This is a genomic window from Demequina lutea (assembly GCF_013409005.1).
Classification (GTDB): domain Bacteria; phylum Actinomycetota; class Actinomycetes; order Actinomycetales; family Demequinaceae; genus Demequina; species Demequina lutea.
Genome location: NZ_JACBZO010000001.1, coordinates 1,847,700 through 1,864,857, shown reverse-complemented (window position 1 = coordinate 1,864,857; position 17,158 = coordinate 1,847,700). Strand labels below are relative to the sequence as shown.

Sequence of the window (17,158 nt, the reverse complement as noted above, 5' to 3'; positions counted from 1 at the left end):
GTTTGATCGGTCGCCAGAGATCACCATCTCCTGCTTCGTGCGAGTTGCGGCCAGTCGGCTCACCGCTAGACTCGCCCCTGGCAATGTGGGCGCTCAGCTTGATCCATTTGTTCGAGTCAGCTTCAGTGAGGTCCACCATCAAGGGCCGCCCGGAAGGGCGGCCCTTTTTTGTGCTCCGGCCGCCCCTTCGACGCGTCCGAGGCGTGCCCGGGGTTCTCTCGATGCGGCGCGTCCCACGACGGCCTGCTCGTCCTCGCCGATGTGGATCTTCTCGAAAAACGCCTGGTCCGTCAGCCGCTTGGCCTCGTCATCGGACTGCTGGTACGGGGCGGCGCAGTAGGTGAGCAGCTTCAGGGCGCTGGCGAGATGCTTCCTCTGGCCCGTGTCCTGCTCGTGGTCGCTCTCGAGCTTCCGGTCGATGTCGGTCAGCTCGGCAAGTTCTTGGGCGCAGGATGCCATGCGTTCCGCGAAGGCCGCATTGACCTGTCTTGCGAGCGCGGTGAAGGTTTGCTCGCTGATCCCGATGCGTTCGTAGCAGGCGGCGACGAGTTCTTCGGCGATGCCGACGGGGACGGCCTTGCGGGTGCAGGTGGTGCGTTTGCTGGTCTGGCCGGAGCAGACATAGTGGGCGTAGCGGATGCCTTGCTTGTTCCTGGCGAAGTCGAGGTGGAGCCGGGACTTGCAGGTCGCGCAGTAGAGGATCCCCTTCAAAAGGGGTGCTCGTGCCTGCAGAAGCGAACGTCGGCCCGCGCCCGACGGTTCATTGGTTCCGGCCCAAGAGGTTGGGCTTGATCCCCTCTCGCCAGATAGTCGCTGGGATGCTCTGCGTCTTGTTCGTCGTGGCGATGGCGACCGCGGCCTGCAGGTCGGCCGTGCGATCGAGCTGATCGGCGATGGCAGCGGCGAGATCGCGGCGCGCTGTCTGCTTGCCGGCAATGTGGTTGCGGGCTATCGCGTATTCCGTGGGCGGGTCCATAGACGTGAGGCCAAGTGGTCGCATAATCGTCCAGTCGAGGCCGCTTCCAGCGACGATGCGTTCCATGCGGCGCAGGTCGTCGGACAGGGTGGCCCCGACGCGGTCGAGGATGCGGGTGATGAGCGCCCGTTCGAGCCAGTTCATCTTCGGATCGCGCCAGTCGGCCGCGGCCATCGAGCTGGTCACGATGAGCCGGCGGATGGCCCGGGCATGCATGGCCTCCACGATGGCGCGCGCGGAGGCGGAATAGGACGTGATGGGCTGCTTGCTGAACCTCGTCCCGAGTACGGACGCCACGCCATCGCATCCCTGCATCGCCTCGGCAACCTGGGCAGGACGGGTGGCGTCAGCTCGCGCGACTTCCAGCCAGGGTGTGCTGACCTGGATCGCTTCGGGATGTCGAGTGAATGGCCCTGACACGCCAGCCCCGGTTGAGGAGCTGTTCGACGAGGAGGCGGCCGGTGGGGCCGTTCGCTCCGAAGACGGCCACCGTGCGCGTCCCGTCGTTCATGCGCTAGCCCCCGAGGCGCGAGGCGGGCACGAGCTTACGTGGTCTGTCTCTTCAGTGGATGTCGTGACGATCTCGCTCGCATCCGAGAGGAAGCGCGTCAGCAGGGCTACCTCATCTAGCGTCCACGAGGCCAGTAGACGCGCGAGGCGTTCGTTGGCTCGCACGTAGGCATCAGTCAGGCGATCGACACCGGTCGCGTGGATGCTGGCGGAGCGCCGGTCGACCTCGTTGAGGCGTCGCTCGATCCACCCATCGCGTTCCAACCGCGTCAGGATCCCGGTCATGGTCGCGAGATGGGTGCGCGTGCGGTGCGCCAGCTCGGTAGGCGTCTGAGGGCCGTCCTGATGCAGTGTGTCGAGTACAGCGAGATCAGCGTTGTTGATGTGGAGCCGAGCCCCGACCACACGGTTGCTGACCATCAGCGCGCTATTCAGCCGTCGCAGGGCCAAGATGGCCTGCTCGACCGCTGGACGCAGGCTCGTGGTCTCCTTGTCCATGAATACTCCCCGCTAGTACGATACTCGTATGATACGGTTATCATAGTAACTCGTCACTGCATCAAGGAGACGGCCGGGCGTTGACGGGCACGCACGTGACGATGAGGAGGACGTGATGAGCGGAGCCATCCAGTACCGCAGGTTCGGTGGCCCGGAGGTGTTGGAGATGATGGACACACCCGTGCGCGAGCCGGGCGACGGTGAGCTCCGGATCGTCGTCAAGGCGGCGGGGCTCAACCCGATGGACGAGAAGGTCTTCAGCGGTGATCCGCGCCTTCGACTCGTCGGCTTCGTCGACGCCCTGTCCAAGCCGGCACAGTGGTTCTCGCCTGGCTTCCCAAAACGAGTGAGACACGATTTTGCGGGGATTGTCGACGCAGTAGGCAGTGGAGCGGGCGGTTTCGCCGTCGGCGACGCCGTCCTCGGAACGCTGAGGGGCGCACCAGGGACGAAGACGAAGCGCGGCTCGCTCGCCGAACACCTCGTGGCGCCCGTCAGCGACGTCGTCCACAAGCCAGAGGCCCTGAGCTTTGAGAGCGCCGCGGCGCTCGGCGTCGTCGCCCAGACCGCTAGCGGCGCCCTGCGCGAACTTGATGTGCAGCGCACCGACATCATCGTCATCAGCGCCGCCGCCGGTGGTGTCGGTTCACTAGCCGTGCAGCTCGCGATGCAACGCGGCGCAACGGTGGTCGGTATCGCTGGGGAAAGCAACGCCGACTTCCTGCACTCGCTCGGAGTCATTCCCGTAGCGCACGGTGCACGAGTCAGAGATCGAGTCCTCGCCGCGGCGCCTGGCTCCGTCACGAAGCTGCTCGACTGCTACGGCGGAGACTACGTTCAGCTCGGACTCTCTCTCGGTTTGCGCGGCTCGGCCATGGGAACCCTCGTCCCCTCACCAAGAGCAATCTTCCGCGGCGCGCGGTTCACGGGTTCACGGCATGCACAGCCTGGGGATCTCGAAGCGGTCGCCACGTTGGTAGCAAGCGGTGCCGTCAAGACCGCCATCGCGCATACGTACCCCTTCGACATCGAGGCCGTGCGCGACGCATTCAGGGAGCTCTCCGGAGGGCACGTCCGAGGCAAGCTCGTCGTCAGCCTTGCCACGTCGTGACGATTGTGTTCGCTGCCAGGACTATCTCAGGGGCAACCTCAGTAGTATTTGGTTAGGTGATGACGATGGCGGCAGCGATGGAGACGGTGAGGTTCGGGCCGAGCGGCGCCCATGCCTCCGATCGATGGTGCGATACTCGCTCCGCGTGACGCCGACGCCGCGGCGCAACTGCCGTGTCGGCTCGCAAAATCGGGATCGACCAGCCAGCAACACGCGCGGAGAGATCGACGACGCCCTAGACGTAGCGCACGACCTCAAGACCCATCGAGCGGACTACCGCCGCGTCTGCGTCCACCAGGCCATCGCCTGACATCGGCCGACCGACGCACCGACGCACCGACGGACTGGCGTAGCAGGAATGGTGCATAGTTTCTACCGGTGCAGGATAGGGGACTGCTGCGCGAAGCAGCCAACTCCCAGCGCCTGGCTGGTCCTGTGTTTGGCGGGATCGACACTCACAAGAACACTCATCACGTGGCGATCGTCGATGGGACGGGACGGCCTGTCGAGAATCGGGAGTTCACGACAACACCTGCCGGTTACGCCCAGATCGTCGCATTCTTCCGCGAGCACGAGACCGTCGAGCGTGTCGGTGTCGAGGGCACCGGCTCCTACGGCGCCGGCATCGCCCGCGCCCTCGCGATGGCAGGAATCCCTGTCATGGAAATCGCCCGCCCGAACAGGCAGCATCGCAGACTCAAAGGGAAGTCGGACCCGATCGATGCTCACCAGGCCGCGCTGGGGGTCATCGCCCAGTGGCCGGGCACAATTTGCCGTCCGGTGAGGTGCGGGGCCAGAGGCACACCCTGATTGCTGCGCCTGAGAGCGACTTCGGGAAGGCGTTCAGGAGAATTGTCGTCGCGTACCATTTCCGATACTGGTTTGTCTGCACACACTCCCATTTTCGCGCCCAACGATATGCTCGTTAGCGAGGCAGGTACTGCCACCTTGGGGAGCATCGTGGGTAAGTTAACTGTAGGAAATGTCGGTTGGGCTCGGAGCGCGCTCGCAGAAGCTTCCCGTACCGATCCAACGTCCGTGGAGTTGGTCGCGAAACGTTTTGTTGAGCTCAGTCCGGGAATCCTTGACAAGCTGGGTGCCCGGCGAAACCAGTTGCTTACGGGACGACGAGGAAGCGGCAAGTCAACGCACCTATATGTCCTCCGGCACAAACTCATGGCTAACGGGACCGCTGCAGCTTTGGTTGACATGGAGCAATTCTCAGGTCGTGAGTATCCGGACGTCTTGATCGAAATACTCATTGCCTTGCTTGATTCGGCGAAAGCAAAAATACGCTGGAAGCAAGCCGCTTCCGACCTGCGGATGTCGATCACTGTGTCCAAAATGCGCAGTGAACTCAATACGCTCCTTACTGACCCGGCTAAAACCAGGATGCTGGTCTACAGGGAGCGGAACACGAAGAAGAGCCTGTCGGGTACGGGGGTAGCTGGCTTAGCAGGTGGCCCGGGTGGAGTCACGGGTGTAGCAAGAGCATCGAGGCAATCGCAGGAGCGGCAGGAGCATTACTCGGATTTCGAAGTTTTGAAGATCGAGCGTCTGTTGCAGATCGTGCCTCGCGTCTCGGGCACCCTGAGGAGCCTTGCGGCGCGATCCCACGGAGGCATGGCACTGGCATTCGTTGATGACTTTGGGTACGTGGCTCTCCCTGATCAACCAGACGTGCTCGGCTACCTCAGCCGGGTGTGCAAGGGAACTGGCTTCTGGCTCAAAATTGGTGGAGTCGAGTCGCGCCTACGGACGTTTCGTCCAGGCGATCCCCCGCAGGGGATGGAGCTCGGTCACGACGTCGATCTTCTTCAATTAGATGTCACGCTGGCGAGTTTTGCCACGGCCAAGGGATTTCTTGAGCGCGTGCTTGACGGAGTGCTGAAGGACATGGCGGTGCGGACGTCAGACCTGCTTACCCCTACGGCGCGAGATCGTTTGGTACTCGCATGTGGAGGCGCCGTCGCGCGCGACTACATCACGATCACGGAGTCTGCGCTTTCCGAGGCCCTGGACCGCATGAACAAGGACGGCGCGCTTGATGCTGGAGATGAGGTCAAGATCACCGCTGAGGATGTCCACCGCAGCGTGCGCAAACGAATTGGGGAGAAGGAAAGCGAGTCCCTCAAACTCGACGCAGGGTCTGAAGCGCAAGCCTTAACTGCACGATGGCAAGATGTCTGCAGTTTTGTCCAGCAGTCGTCTGAAAACGAAGTGTTCGTGTTGGTCGAGCAGTCGCAACTTGAGAGTACGGACTGGGGGCGGCAGATCCAACAACTTGAGAATCTGCGTTTGTTGCATCGGATCCGCGATACCGTGCCGAAGACGCCGAGTTGGCGAGGGCGTAGGGTGATCGTCTACATGATTGACCTTGGGCAAGTAGCTAATCAACGCATGCGGACCGGAATCCCGGAGTTCTGGAAAGGTGAAGCGGAGTTCGATCGATTGCGCCGGGCAGAGTGGGTCTACACCCCGGGATGGAGGCCTCGCGGTGGGGCTGTTCATCAGCGCACCACCAACCCAGCGCCGCAGGGGAGCGAGCCTCTTTTCTGATTGGGACCAGCTATGTGGATAGGGTTTCGTTCCAATCGAAGTCTCAGTTTCGCGACTGACTACTCCCTGGGGGAGCCGAGTCGCTCCGGCCCGCTAGATCGGTCCGGTCTGAGGCCGTAGCACGGCCCGCGCTAACCAAGCCTTTCGATTCCCAGAACTCTCCCGTTAGTGCTCATCGGCACTGACGTGGCTTGGCTCTCGCAGGACAAATGTGACCATATGGAAGCTCACGCTCCACACCCGGTACGGCGTCGTGCGAAGGTCCGCCGCACAGTCGGAGCCGGTTGAGGTCCCCTTTGGGACCGTGAACCCGCAAGTCGTGGCCCCAGACAACGTCGCGTGGGGCGGAGGTAGGTGTATGGGGAGTGTTGTCCCGTTTGTGAAGTGCCTGCGCCTGGCTCGCGGTGCCCCCGGCGGAGCACACGTGAGTGTTCGCGGTCGACGCGGCCGACGCGGGCGCCCAGGCCTCGCGGCGACCGTCGCCCACGAGGCAGGGCATCGGCGCTCTATCGCCGTCATTTCTCACCCCGGCGCGGGTAAGTCCACGCTCACCGAGCCGCTCGCCCTCCACGCCCACGCGATCGACCGGTTCGCGATCGAACGCACGCGCCGCATATCGATCACCGCGGCCGCGTGACATCACGGTTCAGACCGAAATACGAACCCATCACGGCACGTTCGCTCCGCGATTCACGTTGATGACCTCGCCGACCACAAAGCTCGACCCCGGCGATGCGAGGAACACGTACGCGGGTGCCTGTTCCACCGGTTGGCTCGTTCGGCCCAGCCACGAGCTGTCCCCAAAGCCGTTGAGCTTCGGCCGTCGGACACCTGCAAGGGCGTCCACACCGGCCCCGGCGCGACAGCGTTGACGCGGATCCCGCGCGGCGCCAGATCTTGAGCGAGCGCCTTGGTAAAGCCGTTGATGGCGAACTTGGTGGGCGCGCAGTTGATGATCGTGGAGCCCGCTCGGGGAACAGTCCTGAGGGTCGCATCGGTGCCACCGATCAGTGCCTCAACGGCCCACCACTTCAATGGGTAGCACCGAGGCCAGCCCTTCGGCGCCTTCCCGATAGCGGTCGATGAGCGCGGCGGGCATCCCCGCGGCACGGGCCCCCGCCACGTCGTGGTCGGGGTTGTCGCCTACAAAGAAGCACTGCGAGGGTGCAACGCCCAGCCGAGAGGCGAGTGCCTCGAAGGCTCTCGCGTCGGGCTTGTGCACCCCAATCGCCTCGGACGTGCACACGGTGTCGACCAGGTCGTACAAGCCGACAGTGCGCAGTTTGGCGACCTGCTGCTCCTCGCCTCCATTGGTGAGCACTCCGATGCGGAAGCCCTGCATGCGCAGCGAGGTCAGCACGGGCGCGGCGTCGGGGAAGGCCCTCCAGGCGTCCCGATACGCGCGGAGGAATATCTCAAACAGGGCGTCAAGGGCGTCGTCGCCGGGGACAGGAACGCCGACCTCGGGGAGCACCATCTGCAGGCGCCGCCTGCGGTCATCCTGAAAGCCGATCCTGCCGGCCCTCCACGCCTCGAATTGGGCCTCGTCTGCCGCGAACCACAGCGCGCGAGTCGCATCGGACGGCTCGACGCCCAGGCCCCGCAAGAGGGCATCGGCCGCTTGAGACGCCGCGCCCCTGTGGTCAAGGAGCGTTCCGTCGAGGTCAAAACCGAAGGCGCGGATGTCGGTCACGGTTCAACGGTAGGGCGTCTTGGAGTGGATCGTCCACGCGACGGGCCAGTCGTGGACGTGGTCGCCGCAACCTCTACCTGTGGATAACACCCACGCCGCCGCGTCGGCCGTCATGATCGACCGATGGGGAGCGCGTGGACGGTCGAGGTGGCGAGCGAGGATTTTGCACGCTTCGCTCGTTCTCTCCATGAATACGAGCAAGCTGTCCTTGATACGGCCATATGGAAGGTGCTCGCCGTCGAAGGCCTGGCGATCTGCGAGTCCGAATGGGGCAAGGCCCTGGGACGCGGACTCTACGAGTTCCGCATTCGCAAGAGTCTCGATGCGATTCTGAAGGCCGCTGGTGTGCCGCGCACGCGGGGTGGCAAGAGGGCGGTGCTCCTCCGCGTCTTCTGCGCGTTTGAGCGTGAACGGGTGGTGCTCTTGTTGGGCGGGTACGACAAGGGCAGGGACCCGTCTGGACGCCGTCAGCAACGTGAGATTGCGGCGGCGCGCCGTGTGCTCGCGGAGTGGAAGCGGCAACAAGGGCCTTGACGAGATATGTGTTTGAGCACATACTGATTCCCGAGGAGGTCGCCATGTCCCGCACATATGAGTCGCTATCTGCCGAACTTCGGCAGGGCTGGAGCGACGATGCTCAGCGCGTCTATGACGCTGCGGCGCGGGAGTTCGCTGCCGAAGTAGCCGCGCGCCGTGCCGTGGGTGTCGCCGTCGCGCGTGCCCGCAAGGCCTCGGGTCTGACCCAAGTGCAACTTGCGTTGGCCGCATCGGTGCAGCAGGCCGAGGTGAGCCGCATCGAGCGCGGCCACGCCAACCCCACGGTGAGTACGCTCGCCCGGATCGCGCAGGCGACGGGCTCACGGCTGGAGTTGGTGGCGGTGGGCGAGCGTTCCGCTTAGGCCACTGTTCCGCGCGATGTGGAACAGGCGCTAAGCGGGACATCTTTTCGCCGCCCGAAGGCACGTGTCAGCCGACGTTGATAGCATTGCCTATCAGGTGGAGGTGGCCATGTCGGAATCGCTCGTTGAGCAGATGCTTGCGGACGCGCTTGAAGCCGAGCGGCTGCGTGTCGAGGCGCGCGCCAAGCTGGTCGGCGCCGTCAGGCGTGGTGCTGCAGCGGGAATGAGCCAGCGCGAGATCGCGCGCGCGGTGAACCGAAGCCAGCCCGAGGTTGCTCGCTTGTTGCGTTTCTTTCCAGCGAGTGAACGGGGGAGCGTGCTCGCCAAGCGGCGGCGCGAGGTGATTGACCTGGCCGCGCAGCATGGCTTCCGCAACCTACGCGTGTTCGGCTCGGTGGCCCGCGGCGAGCACGGGCCCGAGTCGGACATCGACCTTCTGGTGACCCTCCCCAGCGGCGCGTCGCTGTTCGACATCGGCGCCCTGGAAGCCGGGCTTACGGCGTTGTTGGGGGAGCGGGTCGACCTCGTCCCCGACGACGGCCTGCGTCCCCATTCGCGTGACGAGATCCTCGCCGAGGCGGTTCCGCTGTGAGCAAGGACGACGCAAAGTCCCTGCGGCGTCTCGATCAGCTCGGCCAAGTGACGCTGCGGTCCAGACCAACGACTCACCCCGTTACGGCACGTTTGCCCCACCATTCACGTTGATGACCTCGCCGACCACAAAGCTCGATTCGGGCGACGCGAGGAACACGTATGCGGGTGCCTGCTCCACTGGCTGGCTGGTGCGGCCCAGCCATGAGCTGTCGCCGAAGCCGTTGAGCTTCTCGGTGGGTTGGCCGTCGGACACCTGCAGAGGCGTCCACACCGGTCCCGGCGCGACGGCATTGACGCGGATCCCGCGCGGCGCCAGGTCCTGTGCGAGCGCCTTGGTGAAGCCGTTGATGGCGAACTTGGTGGACGCGTAGTTGATGATCATCGGCGACGGGTTGTAGCCCTGCACCGAGGTGCTGTTGATGATCGTGGAGCCGGGGCCCAGGTGGGGGAGAGCGTCCTTGGTGATCCAGTTCATCGCGTAGAGGTTGGTCTTGATGGTGCGGTCAAGGTCGTCCTCGTCCAGCTCGTCGAACGACTGGTGATAGACCTGGTGGGCGGCGTTGTTGACCAGGATGTCGAGCCCGCCCAAGCCCGCCACCGCATCGGCCACGAGCGTGCGGCAGAACTCGCGGTCGCGAATATCACCTGGTATCAGGACGATGGTGCGGCCCTCGGCGCGGATCACCTCGGCAATCGCGTCGGCGTCCACCTGCTCCTCGGGCAGGTAGTTGATGGCCACGTCGGCGCCCTCACGCGCGAAGGCGATCGCGACAGCAGCGCCGATGCCGGAGTCCCCGCCAGTGATGAGCGCCTTGCGGCCGATGAGCCTGCCGGTGCCGCGGTAGGTGGTCTCGCCGTGGTCGGCCTTGGGGTCAAGCTCCGCGTCCAGCCCTGGCACGGGCTGCCACGAGGCGTGAGGGACGATGTGCGAGTGGCGCACCACGGGATTGTCGAAGGTGAGCTGGTCGGGGGACATGGGCTTCTCCTAGAAATGTGTCGGCACAAGAGGCCGTCGCGCCCGACATGTAGGACGTGCGTGACCGGTCACCGTTGGCCTGGTGCGATAACGATATCGAGAAATTGTCAGCGCTGCGGAAAGTGTTGCCAGCGCGCCGCCGCCACGGTCTCCTGTCCATCTCGATCCTCGCCCTGGTTCTGGTGCTCGTCGTGGTGCGTCGCGCGTCTTGCGTCGTTAGGGTCGAATCATGAGTCACGTCAGGGTTGGCGCCCGCGCGCGCCTCGCATCGGCGGCCGTGATCTTCCTCGCTGCCGTCGGGCTCTCTGGTTGCGACGCGTCGGCCGCCCCGACGAACGAGGTCTTCCAATTCCCCTCCGCCGAACTCGCGGGCAACCTCCTCGGACTGTCCGCGGAGATCACCGTGGGCGTGCTGCTCCCCGCCGCGTACTTCACGTCGGATGAGCCGCTGCCCGTGGTCTACTACCTGCCCGGTTACTCCTCGCGGGGGACGGCCGCGGACATGCCCCGCCTGCTGGGCGACGCGCTCGACGCCTCACCGATGATCGTGGTGACGGTCACGGGGGCGAACGAGCTTGGCGGCGGTTGGTACACCGACTCGCCCGTCACGGGCAACTGGGAGCAGGCGATCGTCACCGAGATCGTGCCCTACATCGACTCGAAATACCGCACCGTGGCATCGGCCGACGCGCGGGGCATCGCCGGGCACTCGATGGGCGGCTACGGCGCGCTCACCCTCGCGATGAGGCACGCCGACGTCTTTGGCTCCGTGTTTGTAGAGGAGCCCGCTGTGGCGGGCGAGGACGGCGTGGGGAGCGCGGATCTGTTTGGTTCGGATGCGCGTGCTCGGACGGTGATTGCGGCGATTGCTGCGCTGGAGGGGCTGTCCGGCTCCGCTCTGGTGGCCGCGATGGCGGACTTTGACGGCTTCGAGTTCTCGTACGGCACGGCCTTCGCGCCGTCGGCCGAGCCGCCCTATTTCAAGTATCCCTACACCCTTGTCGACGGCCGGGTGGTGCGCGACGACGACGTGTGGGCGGAGTGGGAGGCGGGGTTTGGCTCCGTCTCTTCTGAGGTGGCTGCGGGGCGCTCGGCGCTGATGTCGCTGAGCGCGATGGGGATCGATTGCGGGTCCAACGACGAGTTTCGGTGGATCTTTGAGGGCTGCGGCTATCTCGATGCGTCGCTCAGTGAGGCCGGGGTGCCACATGTGTATTCGGTGCACAGCGGAAATCATGGGAGCAGGCTCGCCGAGAGGTTGGCCGAGGTGATGGTGCCCTTCTTTGCGGACGCGTTTGCGGGGGCTGGCGGGGTGTGACGGGGCCTGGTGGCTCGATTTCGAGAGTGAGCCGATGTGCCCGCGTCCTCGCCGCTGGCGACGCCGCCATGCGAAGTGAATAGGCTCGACTCGTGACCACCGCCACGCTCAACGCCATCCGCGCCGACATCACCACCCTGGCCGTCGACGCCATCGTGAACGCCGCGAACTCGTCGCTGCTGGGCGGTGGCGGAGTCGACGGTGCGATCCATCGCGCGGCGGGCCCCGACCTGCTGCACGAGTGCCGCCTGCTTGCCGGCTGCAAGACGGGCGACGCGAAGTTCACCAGGGGCTATCGGCTCCCTGCCGGGCACATCATTCACACGGTGGGCCCGGTGTGGCGCGGCGGCGAGGCGGGGGAGCCCGCGCAACTCGCATCCTGCTATCGCCGATGCTTGGGAGTAGCCGACGCGCAGGGCTTCGCTTCGATCGCGTTCCCCAGCATCAGCACCGGCATCTACGGCTACCCGATCGAGAACGCCGCGACGGTTGCTGTCGCGACCGTGCGTGAGGAGTTGGCGACAGGATCCTCGGTGACCGAGGTGACGTTCGCGTGCTTCAGCGAGGCCGATCTAGCTGTGTACCAGGCCGTGCTCGGCGCCTGACCCAACCCAGTCGTCGTCCGTTTGCACAGCCCCAAGGGGCCTGCGGCACTGGCGCTGGTGGAGGCATCGGGCTGGCTTGCGTGGCCGCCGCGTCTGCCGGAGCAGCCGATCTTCTATCCGGTGGGGAGCAAGTGGTGGGCGACGAAGATCGCGCGCGAGTGGAACGTGCCGCATGCGGGCGTGGGGAACGCGCGCGAGTTCGATATGGATGCCGTTTCCCCGGAGCGCTATGCCGTGCAGCAGTCCCACTCACCCAGGGCGCCGGGAGGGTCCTTTCCACGAACGCCCGCCCCGCCGCGCCGCCCGCGTACAATCATCACAAGGCGCCTGCCGCGCCCGGACTCGCACCGCCCCGGCGTCCCCCGATGGATCAACTGCCGGTCAAAGGTCGCCCATGTTACGAGTTTCGGAACTCCCCGATGGGCGTCCCGTGCCTTCCTCCGGCTCGCTGTGTGCGGCTTTTGTCACCGATCTTGGCGTTTCTGGCGCCTCGATCTCCGTGGTGAGCCACGGAGGCAGGCACTCCACTATTTGCTCGAGCGACGACACGGCGGCGCAAGCCGAGGCGCTGCAGTTCGGCCTAGGGCAGGGTCCGCACTGGGATGCTCTGGCGTCACGAGCCCCTGTCATCTCCACGGACCTAGGTGCCGCGTCCGAGGAGCGGTGGCCCCTGTTGGTTGACGGATTGGGTGGCCTGGGCATCGAGTCGCTCTTCGCCTTCCCGATGCTGATGGGCGCGGCGCTCGTCGGCGTCGTCGACCTCTACTCTCTGACGCCGCGCAGCGTCGATCAGGAATTCATCGCGACCGCCTCGTTGGCGGCGGGTCGAGTGGCGATGGGCGCCGTGCAGCGCGCGTTGCGCTCGGCCACCGACGCCACCTCGGAGGAGTCGCCCATGGCGCCCGCTTTGCGACGCGAGGTGCACCAGGCGACTGGCGTCATCATTTCCCAGCTCGACATCTCTGCCACCGCCGCGTTCGCCCGCCTCCAGGGACAGGCGTTCGTCACCGAGCGACCCATCGATGACGTGGCCCACGACGTCGTGCTCGGACGACTCGACTTCGATAACTTGCCTGACGACAACACCCAAGAAGGAGAATGATCATGGATGGTGCACTCCGCGAAACACGCATCAGCGCCGCATTTGTCGCCGTAGCCGACACTCTGGTGAAGGACTTTGACGCGGTGGATCTGCTTCACACGCTCGTCAGTGACTGCGTGGACATCTTGGGGTTCAAGGCTGGTGGACTTCTGCTTGTCGACGGCGCCGGCGACCTTCAGCTCATGACTTCTACCAGCGAGGCCGCTGAGTTCGTCGAGGTCATGCAGCTCGCGGCCGACTCGGGACCGTGCATCGAGTGCTTCACGAGCGGCGTCGCGGTATCGGTGAGTGACATCGAGCTCGAGGAGTCCCGCTGGCCGGACTTCAGGCGGGTGGCGCTTGCGCAAGGAATTCGCTCCGCTCTGGCCACGCCCATGAGGTTGAGGGGCAAGGTCATCGGAACCATGAACCTCTTCGGCAGCGACGCCGTGGTAGTGAGCGCAAGGGATGCGGCGGTCGCGCAGGCCCTGGCAGACGTGGCGACCATAGGCCTCCTGCAGGAGCGCGTGATCCGAGAAGGTCAACTCATTGAGGAACAGCTCCATCGCGCCTTGGATAGCCGAGTCATGATCGAGCAAGCGAAGGGAGTCATCGCCCATGCCCTCACACTTTCGATGGACGATGCCTTCGCCATGCTCAGAAGGTATTCGCGGGGCCGGAACCTCACCATTCGTGCGGTAGCGGAGAGTGTAAGCGGCCGCGAACTCAAGGCGCAGGACATCGCGAACGCGGTGGAAAACGCGGTAACTAGGTAGACCCCGGTAACGGTGTTACCGTGAGGAGTCGCTCCGGACCTCGGTGACCCAACCATTCTGCTTGGAACTGAGGAGCATCATGAGCCAATTTCCTGTCGCCAGTTTCCCCGATGGCATGCCTGCGTCCGAACTTTCCTCGGTGCTACCCCCGCTGGATACGCGACGCTCCCGGCGAGCGCAACGTGAGGTCGATGCGGCCCTGGACTTGTCGGGAGCAAACTCCCCAGTCGGCGCACCCTTCATGCACGCAACGCCCACGAGCGTCGTCTTCTCCGATGAAAGCTGAGGAGCGCACACGCGCCAGGATCTGATCTAGACGCAGGTCGCGCTCGACAGCTACCTCGTTCACTGTGGTGCGCGGCGGGCGGATGCCCCGCGCGGCGGCATGGAGCGCGACCATGAGCCCGCCCACGAGAGTCCATTCCTCGGGCCAGACGTGAGCGGCGATCTGGCCCGCATTGGGCCCCGGGTGAAGCCATCCGCCTGGAGGCGTCGGCACGTCGAGCACGGGGCGGGAGCTCATCTCGCGAACCGCTCCAGTGCATCGGCTAGGAGCCGCAGGCCCTCGGAGCGTTCCCTGGGGTCGATGGACCCGGCCAAGTTCGCGCCGAGGAGCGCGGCGCCCGACTCCGCAATGACCGTCACGTGCGCGAGGGGTTGGCGGGGGGATCTTCCGTGGGAGAGGTGACCTTCGCGTGCTTTAGCTCGGCCCATCTCGCCGTGTACCAGGCCGTGCTCGACGCCTGACCCAACACGAGCGTCGTCCGTTTGCGCCGGCCCACGGGGCCGACGGAGCTGGCGCCGGTGGAGGCATCGGGCTCCGGGTCGCGGGACGCGGGGCTAGAGCTCGCGCCACCACAGCAGCGCGCGGTCGCCCGTGGTGTGGTCGCGCATGGTGAACCCGCGGCGTTCGTAGAACCGCATGGCGTCCACGTCGGGCTCGTCCACCTGGATCTCGAGCCGACCCCAGCCCTCCTCGCGCGCGATGGCCACGAGCCGCGTCAGGAGCGTGGCGCCGATGCCCTCGTTGCGCAGCGCCGGCGTCACGTACAGATCCTCGAGGAGTCCCACGCGGCCGTCGTGATAGATCGACGGGCGCAGGGACACGGTCGCGAAGCCGACTGCGGGCGTGCCCGCGAGGAGCGCCATGAAGCCGGGGCCGCCCGGCATCGTGCGGAAGCGGTCCTCGAGGACCTTGAGGGGACGGACGTCGGCGTCGTACTCCGCGTTGAAGGCGGTGAGCAACCGAGCGAGTTCGGGGACATCATCACCCGTGGCTCGCCTCACCTTGGTCAGGGTCTTGCTCATGGGGACAGGGTAACTGGCGCCTAGCGTTCCGTTTAGGGTGCTGTTCCACACGATGTGGAACAGGCATTAAGTGGAACACCTTGTCTCGCACCCCAGGCGCTTGTCGGTCGACGGTGATAGCATTACCTATCAGATGGAGGTGGCCATGTCGGAATCGCTCGTGGAGCAGATGCTCGCGGACGCGCTCGAAGCCGAGCGGCTGCGTGTCGAGGCGCGCGCCAAGTTGGTCGGCGCAATCAGGCGCGGTGCCGCCGCGGGCATGAGTCAGCGCGAGATCGCCCGCGCAGTGAACCGCAGCCAGCCAGAGGTCGCTCGACTGTTGCGCTTCTTCCCCGCGAGCGAGCGGGGCAGCGTGCTCGCAAAGCGGCGGCGCGAGGTGATCGACCTGGCCACGCAGCACGGCTTCCGCAACGTAAGGGTGTTCGGCTCGGTGGCTCGCGGCGAGGACGGGCCCGAGTCCGACATTGACTTGCTCGCGACCTTTCCTCGCGATGCCTCGCTGTTCGACATCGGCGGCCTCGAAGCCGAGCTTGCGGTGTTGCTGGGGGAGAGGGTTGACCTCGTTCCCGATGACGGCCTGCGTCCGCACTCGCGTGAGGAAATCCTCGCCGAGGCGGTCCCCCTGTGAGCAAGGACGACTCCGGGCACGCACTTGCGGCTCTTGAGCACCTTGCGGTCCTGAGGAGTCACGCCGCCTCTGACGGCGCGGATGAGGCTCTCCGATTCGACGCGATCTGTATGCGGCTCGCGGCCGCTATCGAGGATGCCTCGCGCATCGGCGATGAGGTCCGTGCCCGAGCCTTTGGCGCGAAGTGGCCAGCGATGTGGTCAACGCGCAATCGCATCACCCACGGGTACGCGTTCGTGAGTTGGGACGTCGTTCTCGCGACGGTTGAGCGCGACCTGGACGACTTCGAGGCGGCGCTCCTCGCAATTGCGAAGAGTGTCGAGTCGCGGCCGTCCACTGCGGCGGGCCCCGAGTGACGTCACCGTTGCCCACGAGGCCCAGCGTCGGCGCTCCACCGCCGTGGACGCATAGACCAAGGCCCTAGTAGATCGTCCCCATCGCCTCGCGCACCTGAGCAAGCGTGGCCTCCGCCACCGTGTTCGCGGTCTCGTTGCCGAGACGAAGGATTGTCCGCACCAGATCCTCGTCCGCGGCGAACGCTTGCCTCCTCGCGCGCATCGGCGCCAGGAAATCGTTCACCGCCGTCGCGGTCACGGCCTTCAGCGCGCCGCTACCGCCGTGACCGATCTCGTCGGCCAGTTCTCCCGGCTCAACGCCCAGGCACAAGGAGGCCGTCGATAGCAGCGCCGAGACGCCAGGTCGGCGCTCGGGGTCGAAACTGATCCGTCGGTCCTGATCGGTTCGGGTCTGACGAATCACCCCAACCGTCTGGTCCGGCGTCATCGACAGCGCGATCGCGTTGCTATAGCTCTTCGACATCTTCCGGCCGTCGAGGCCTGGAACTTCGGGGGTTGAGGTGATCAGCGCATCCGGGACCGGGAAGACGTCGCCATATCGCTCGTTGAATCTCCTGGCGATCACCCTGGTCATCTCGACATGCGGGAGGTTGTCCTTACCCACGGGCACCAGATTGCCTTTGCAGAACAGAATGTCGGCCGCCTGGTGCACCGGATACGTCAAGAGCAGGCCGCTCAAAGCCCGCCCGGACGCGGCGAGCTCAGCTTTGACGGTCGGATTGCGATGGAGTTCCGCTTCCGTCACAAGGCTGAGGAAGGGCAGCAGCAGCTGGTTGAGCGCCGGCACAGACGAGTGAGTGAAGATCGTCGTCCGTTCCGGGTCGATGCCGGATGCGAGATAGTCGAGCACGGCGCCATAGACGTTCTCGCGAACGCGAGCCATGGTGTCTCGGTCGGTGATGACCTGATAGTCCGCGAGCACCAGGAACGTCTCGACTCCGAGCTGCTGCAGGCGCACTCGTTCTGTGATGCTGCCGAAGTAATGCCCCAGATGCAGGGGCCCCGTCGGCCGCTCGCCCGTGAGGACGCGAAACCTCTCCGGGTGCTGGGTCACGGCGGCCGCGATCTCGGCCGAACGCCCCGCAGTTGCGGTGAAGGATTCCATTTGTCTCTCCCGATCATTGGGAGCTACACGGAGCACTCGGGCCGTTCCACGAGCTGCCGTGCAGCCCGTGAACATGCGTCAACCGGCTGCTATCGCAGCCACCGCCATGCGGAACGGTTGAACTTCATGAAAGGGATACTACTGCGACCCAGATGCAATTCGCAT

General features: G+C 65.3%; 22 protein-coding genes and 1 pseudogene. 13 read left to right on the top strand and 10 right to left on the bottom strand.

The window, feature by feature from the left end:
• Positions 1–138: 138 nt before the first annotated feature.
• The 3 genes from BKA03_RS09065 to BKA03_RS09055 form a co-directional block, all read right to left on the bottom strand.
• Entirely contained in the window at positions 139–711 is a 573-nt protein-coding gene (locus BKA03_RS09065; protein WP_179398062.1) for a recombinase zinc ribbon domain-containing protein, read from the bottom strand.
• Between the two features lie 49 nt (positions 712–760).
• Positions 761–1,396 carry an NAD(P)H-binding protein gene (locus BKA03_RS09060; protein WP_179398061.1) on the bottom strand — a complete coding sequence of 212 codons (636 nt, stop codon included), beginning with the start codon at positions 1,394–1,396 and terminating at the stop codon, positions 761–763.
• Positions 1,397–1,483: 87 nt separating this feature from the next.
• Positions 1,484–1,984 (bottom strand): MarR family winged helix-turn-helix transcriptional regulator, encoded by a 501-nt coding sequence (locus tag BKA03_RS09055; protein ID WP_179398060.1) that lies wholly within the window; start codon positions 1,982–1,984, stop codon positions 1,484–1,486.
• 115 nt (positions 1,985–2,099) lie between these two features.
• Between BKA03_RS09055 and BKA03_RS09050 the strand changes: the two genes are divergently transcribed.
• The 4 genes from BKA03_RS09050 (at position 2,100) to BKA03_RS09035 (ending at position 6,291) form a co-directional block, all read left to right on the top strand.
• On the top strand, positions 2,100–3,095 hold the full coding sequence (locus tag BKA03_RS09050) for an NADP-dependent oxidoreductase (protein WP_179398059.1): 996 nt from the start codon (positions 2,100–2,102) through the stop codon (positions 3,093–3,095).
• Positions 3,096–3,473: 378 nt separating this feature from the next.
• A complete protein-coding gene (locus BKA03_RS09045; protein WP_179398058.1) occupies positions 3,474–3,905 on the top strand; it encodes an IS110 family transposase in 432 nt (143 codons plus the stop codon).
• A gap of 366 nt (positions 3,906–4,271) precedes the next feature.
• Positions 4,272–5,654, top strand: coding sequence for a hypothetical protein (locus BKA03_RS09040; protein WP_218856018.1), 1,383 nt, complete (start codon positions 4,272–4,274; stop codon positions 5,652–5,654).
• 424 nt (positions 5,655–6,078) lie between these two features.
• Positions 6,079–6,291: a hypothetical protein gene (locus BKA03_RS09035; RefSeq protein ID WP_179397631.1), complete on the top strand. Its 213-nt coding sequence runs from the start codon at positions 6,079–6,081 to the stop codon at positions 6,289–6,291.
• 30 nt (positions 6,292–6,321) lie between these two features.
• On the opposite strand, the pseudogene BKA03_RS09030 reads toward BKA03_RS09035, so the two are convergent.
• A pseudogene (locus BKA03_RS09030) lies at positions 6,322–6,674 on the bottom strand (SDR family oxidoreductase); the annotation flags it as partial.
• On the bottom strand, positions 6,670–7,347 hold the full coding sequence (locus tag BKA03_RS09025) for an HAD family hydrolase (RefSeq protein WP_179398056.1): 678 nt from the start codon (positions 7,345–7,347) through the stop codon (positions 6,670–6,672). The pseudogene BKA03_RS09030 and the gene BKA03_RS09025, both read right to left, overlap by 5 nt.
• Before the next feature lie 123 nt (positions 7,348–7,470).
• Here BKA03_RS09025 and BKA03_RS09020 point away from each other — a divergent pair, with 123 nt between their 5' ends.
• From BKA03_RS09020 to BKA03_RS09010, 3 genes are all read left to right on the top strand, one after another.
• Positions 7,471–7,881, top strand: coding sequence for a hypothetical protein (locus tag BKA03_RS09020; RefSeq protein WP_179398055.1), 411 nt, complete (start codon positions 7,471–7,473; stop codon positions 7,879–7,881).
• Positions 7,882–7,925: 44 nt separating this feature from the next.
• Positions 7,926–8,246 (top strand): helix-turn-helix domain-containing protein, encoded by a 321-nt coding sequence (locus BKA03_RS09015; protein ID WP_179398054.1) that lies wholly within the window; start codon positions 7,926–7,928, stop codon positions 8,244–8,246.
• A gap of 64 nt (positions 8,247–8,310) precedes the next feature.
• The gene (locus BKA03_RS09010) at positions 8,311–8,838 is read left to right on the top strand and encodes a nucleotidyltransferase family protein (RefSeq protein WP_308477972.1); all 528 of its coding nucleotides are present in this window, start codon (positions 8,311–8,313) and stop codon (positions 8,836–8,838) included.
• A gap of 81 nt (positions 8,839–8,919) precedes the next feature.
• Here the strand turns inward: BKA03_RS09010 and BKA03_RS09005 are convergent, their stop codons facing one another.
• Positions 8,920–9,816 carry an SDR family oxidoreductase gene (locus BKA03_RS09005; protein ID WP_179398053.1) on the bottom strand — a complete coding sequence of 299 codons (897 nt, stop codon included), beginning with the start codon at positions 9,814–9,816 and terminating at the stop codon, positions 8,920–8,922.
• A gap of 229 nt (positions 9,817–10,045) precedes the next feature.
• Here BKA03_RS09005 and BKA03_RS09000 point away from each other — a divergent pair, with 229 nt between their 5' ends.
• The 4 genes from BKA03_RS09000 to BKA03_RS08985 all read left to right on the top strand — a co-directional run bounded on the left by BKA03_RS09000 (position 10,046) and on the right by BKA03_RS08985 (position 13,596).
• Positions 10,046–11,134, top strand: a complete 1,089-nt coding sequence (locus BKA03_RS09000; RefSeq protein ID WP_179398052.1) for an alpha/beta hydrolase — start codon at positions 10,046–10,048, stop codon at positions 11,132–11,134.
• Positions 11,135–11,226: 92 nt separating this feature from the next.
• Complete coding sequence (locus BKA03_RS08995; protein ID WP_179398051.1) at positions 11,227–11,739, top strand: O-acetyl-ADP-ribose deacetylase; 513 nt, start codon at positions 11,227–11,229, stop codon at positions 11,737–11,739.
• A gap of 394 nt (positions 11,740–12,133) precedes the next feature.
• Positions 12,134–12,841, top strand: a complete 708-nt coding sequence (locus BKA03_RS08990) for a GAF and ANTAR domain-containing protein (RefSeq protein WP_179398050.1) — start codon at positions 12,134–12,136, stop codon at positions 12,839–12,841.
• Between the two features lie 2 nt (positions 12,842–12,843).
• Positions 12,844–13,596, top strand: a complete 753-nt coding sequence (locus BKA03_RS08985; RefSeq protein ID WP_257020128.1) for a GAF and ANTAR domain-containing protein — start codon at positions 12,844–12,846, stop codon at positions 13,594–13,596.
• Between the two features lie 142 nt (positions 13,597–13,738).
• Here the strand turns inward: BKA03_RS08985 and BKA03_RS08980 are convergent, their stop codons facing one another.
• The 3 genes from BKA03_RS08980 to BKA03_RS08975 all read right to left on the bottom strand — a co-directional run bounded on the left by BKA03_RS08980 (position 13,739) and on the right by BKA03_RS08975 (position 14,904).
• Positions 13,739–14,119 carry a hypothetical protein gene (locus BKA03_RS08980; protein WP_179398048.1) on the bottom strand — a complete coding sequence of 127 codons (381 nt, stop codon included), beginning with the start codon at positions 14,117–14,119 and terminating at the stop codon, positions 13,739–13,741.
• Positions 14,116–14,241: a hypothetical protein gene (locus BKA03_RS15300; protein WP_257020127.1), complete on the bottom strand. Its 126-nt coding sequence runs from the start codon at positions 14,239–14,241 to the stop codon at positions 14,116–14,118. The genes BKA03_RS08980 and BKA03_RS15300 overlap by 4 nt, the downstream gene beginning before the upstream one ends.
• A gap of 195 nt (positions 14,242–14,436) precedes the next feature.
• Positions 14,437–14,904 (bottom strand): GNAT family N-acetyltransferase, encoded by a 468-nt coding sequence (locus tag BKA03_RS08975; protein WP_179398047.1) that lies wholly within the window; start codon positions 14,902–14,904, stop codon positions 14,437–14,439.
• 145 nt (positions 14,905–15,049) lie between these two features.
• On the opposite strand from BKA03_RS08975, the gene BKA03_RS08970 reads away from it, so the two are divergent.
• Both BKA03_RS08970 and BKA03_RS08965 read left to right on the top strand, forming a co-directional pair.
• On the top strand, positions 15,050–15,532 hold the full coding sequence (locus BKA03_RS08970) for a nucleotidyltransferase domain-containing protein (RefSeq protein ID WP_257020126.1): 483 nt from the start codon (positions 15,050–15,052) through the stop codon (positions 15,530–15,532).
• On the top strand, positions 15,529–15,888 hold the full coding sequence (locus tag BKA03_RS08965) for a HepT-like ribonuclease domain-containing protein (protein WP_179398046.1): 360 nt from the start codon (positions 15,529–15,531) through the stop codon (positions 15,886–15,888). The genes BKA03_RS08970 and BKA03_RS08965 overlap by 4 nt, the downstream gene beginning before the upstream one ends.
• Positions 15,889–15,952: 64 nt before the next feature.
• On the opposite strand, the gene trpS is transcribed toward BKA03_RS08965, so the two are convergent.
• The gene (gene trpS / locus BKA03_RS08960) at positions 15,953–16,993 is read right to left on the bottom strand and encodes a tryptophan--tRNA ligase (protein WP_179398045.1); all 1,041 of its coding nucleotides are present in this window, start codon (positions 16,991–16,993) and stop codon (positions 15,953–15,955) included.
• Positions 16,994–17,158 lie beyond the last annotated feature (165 nt).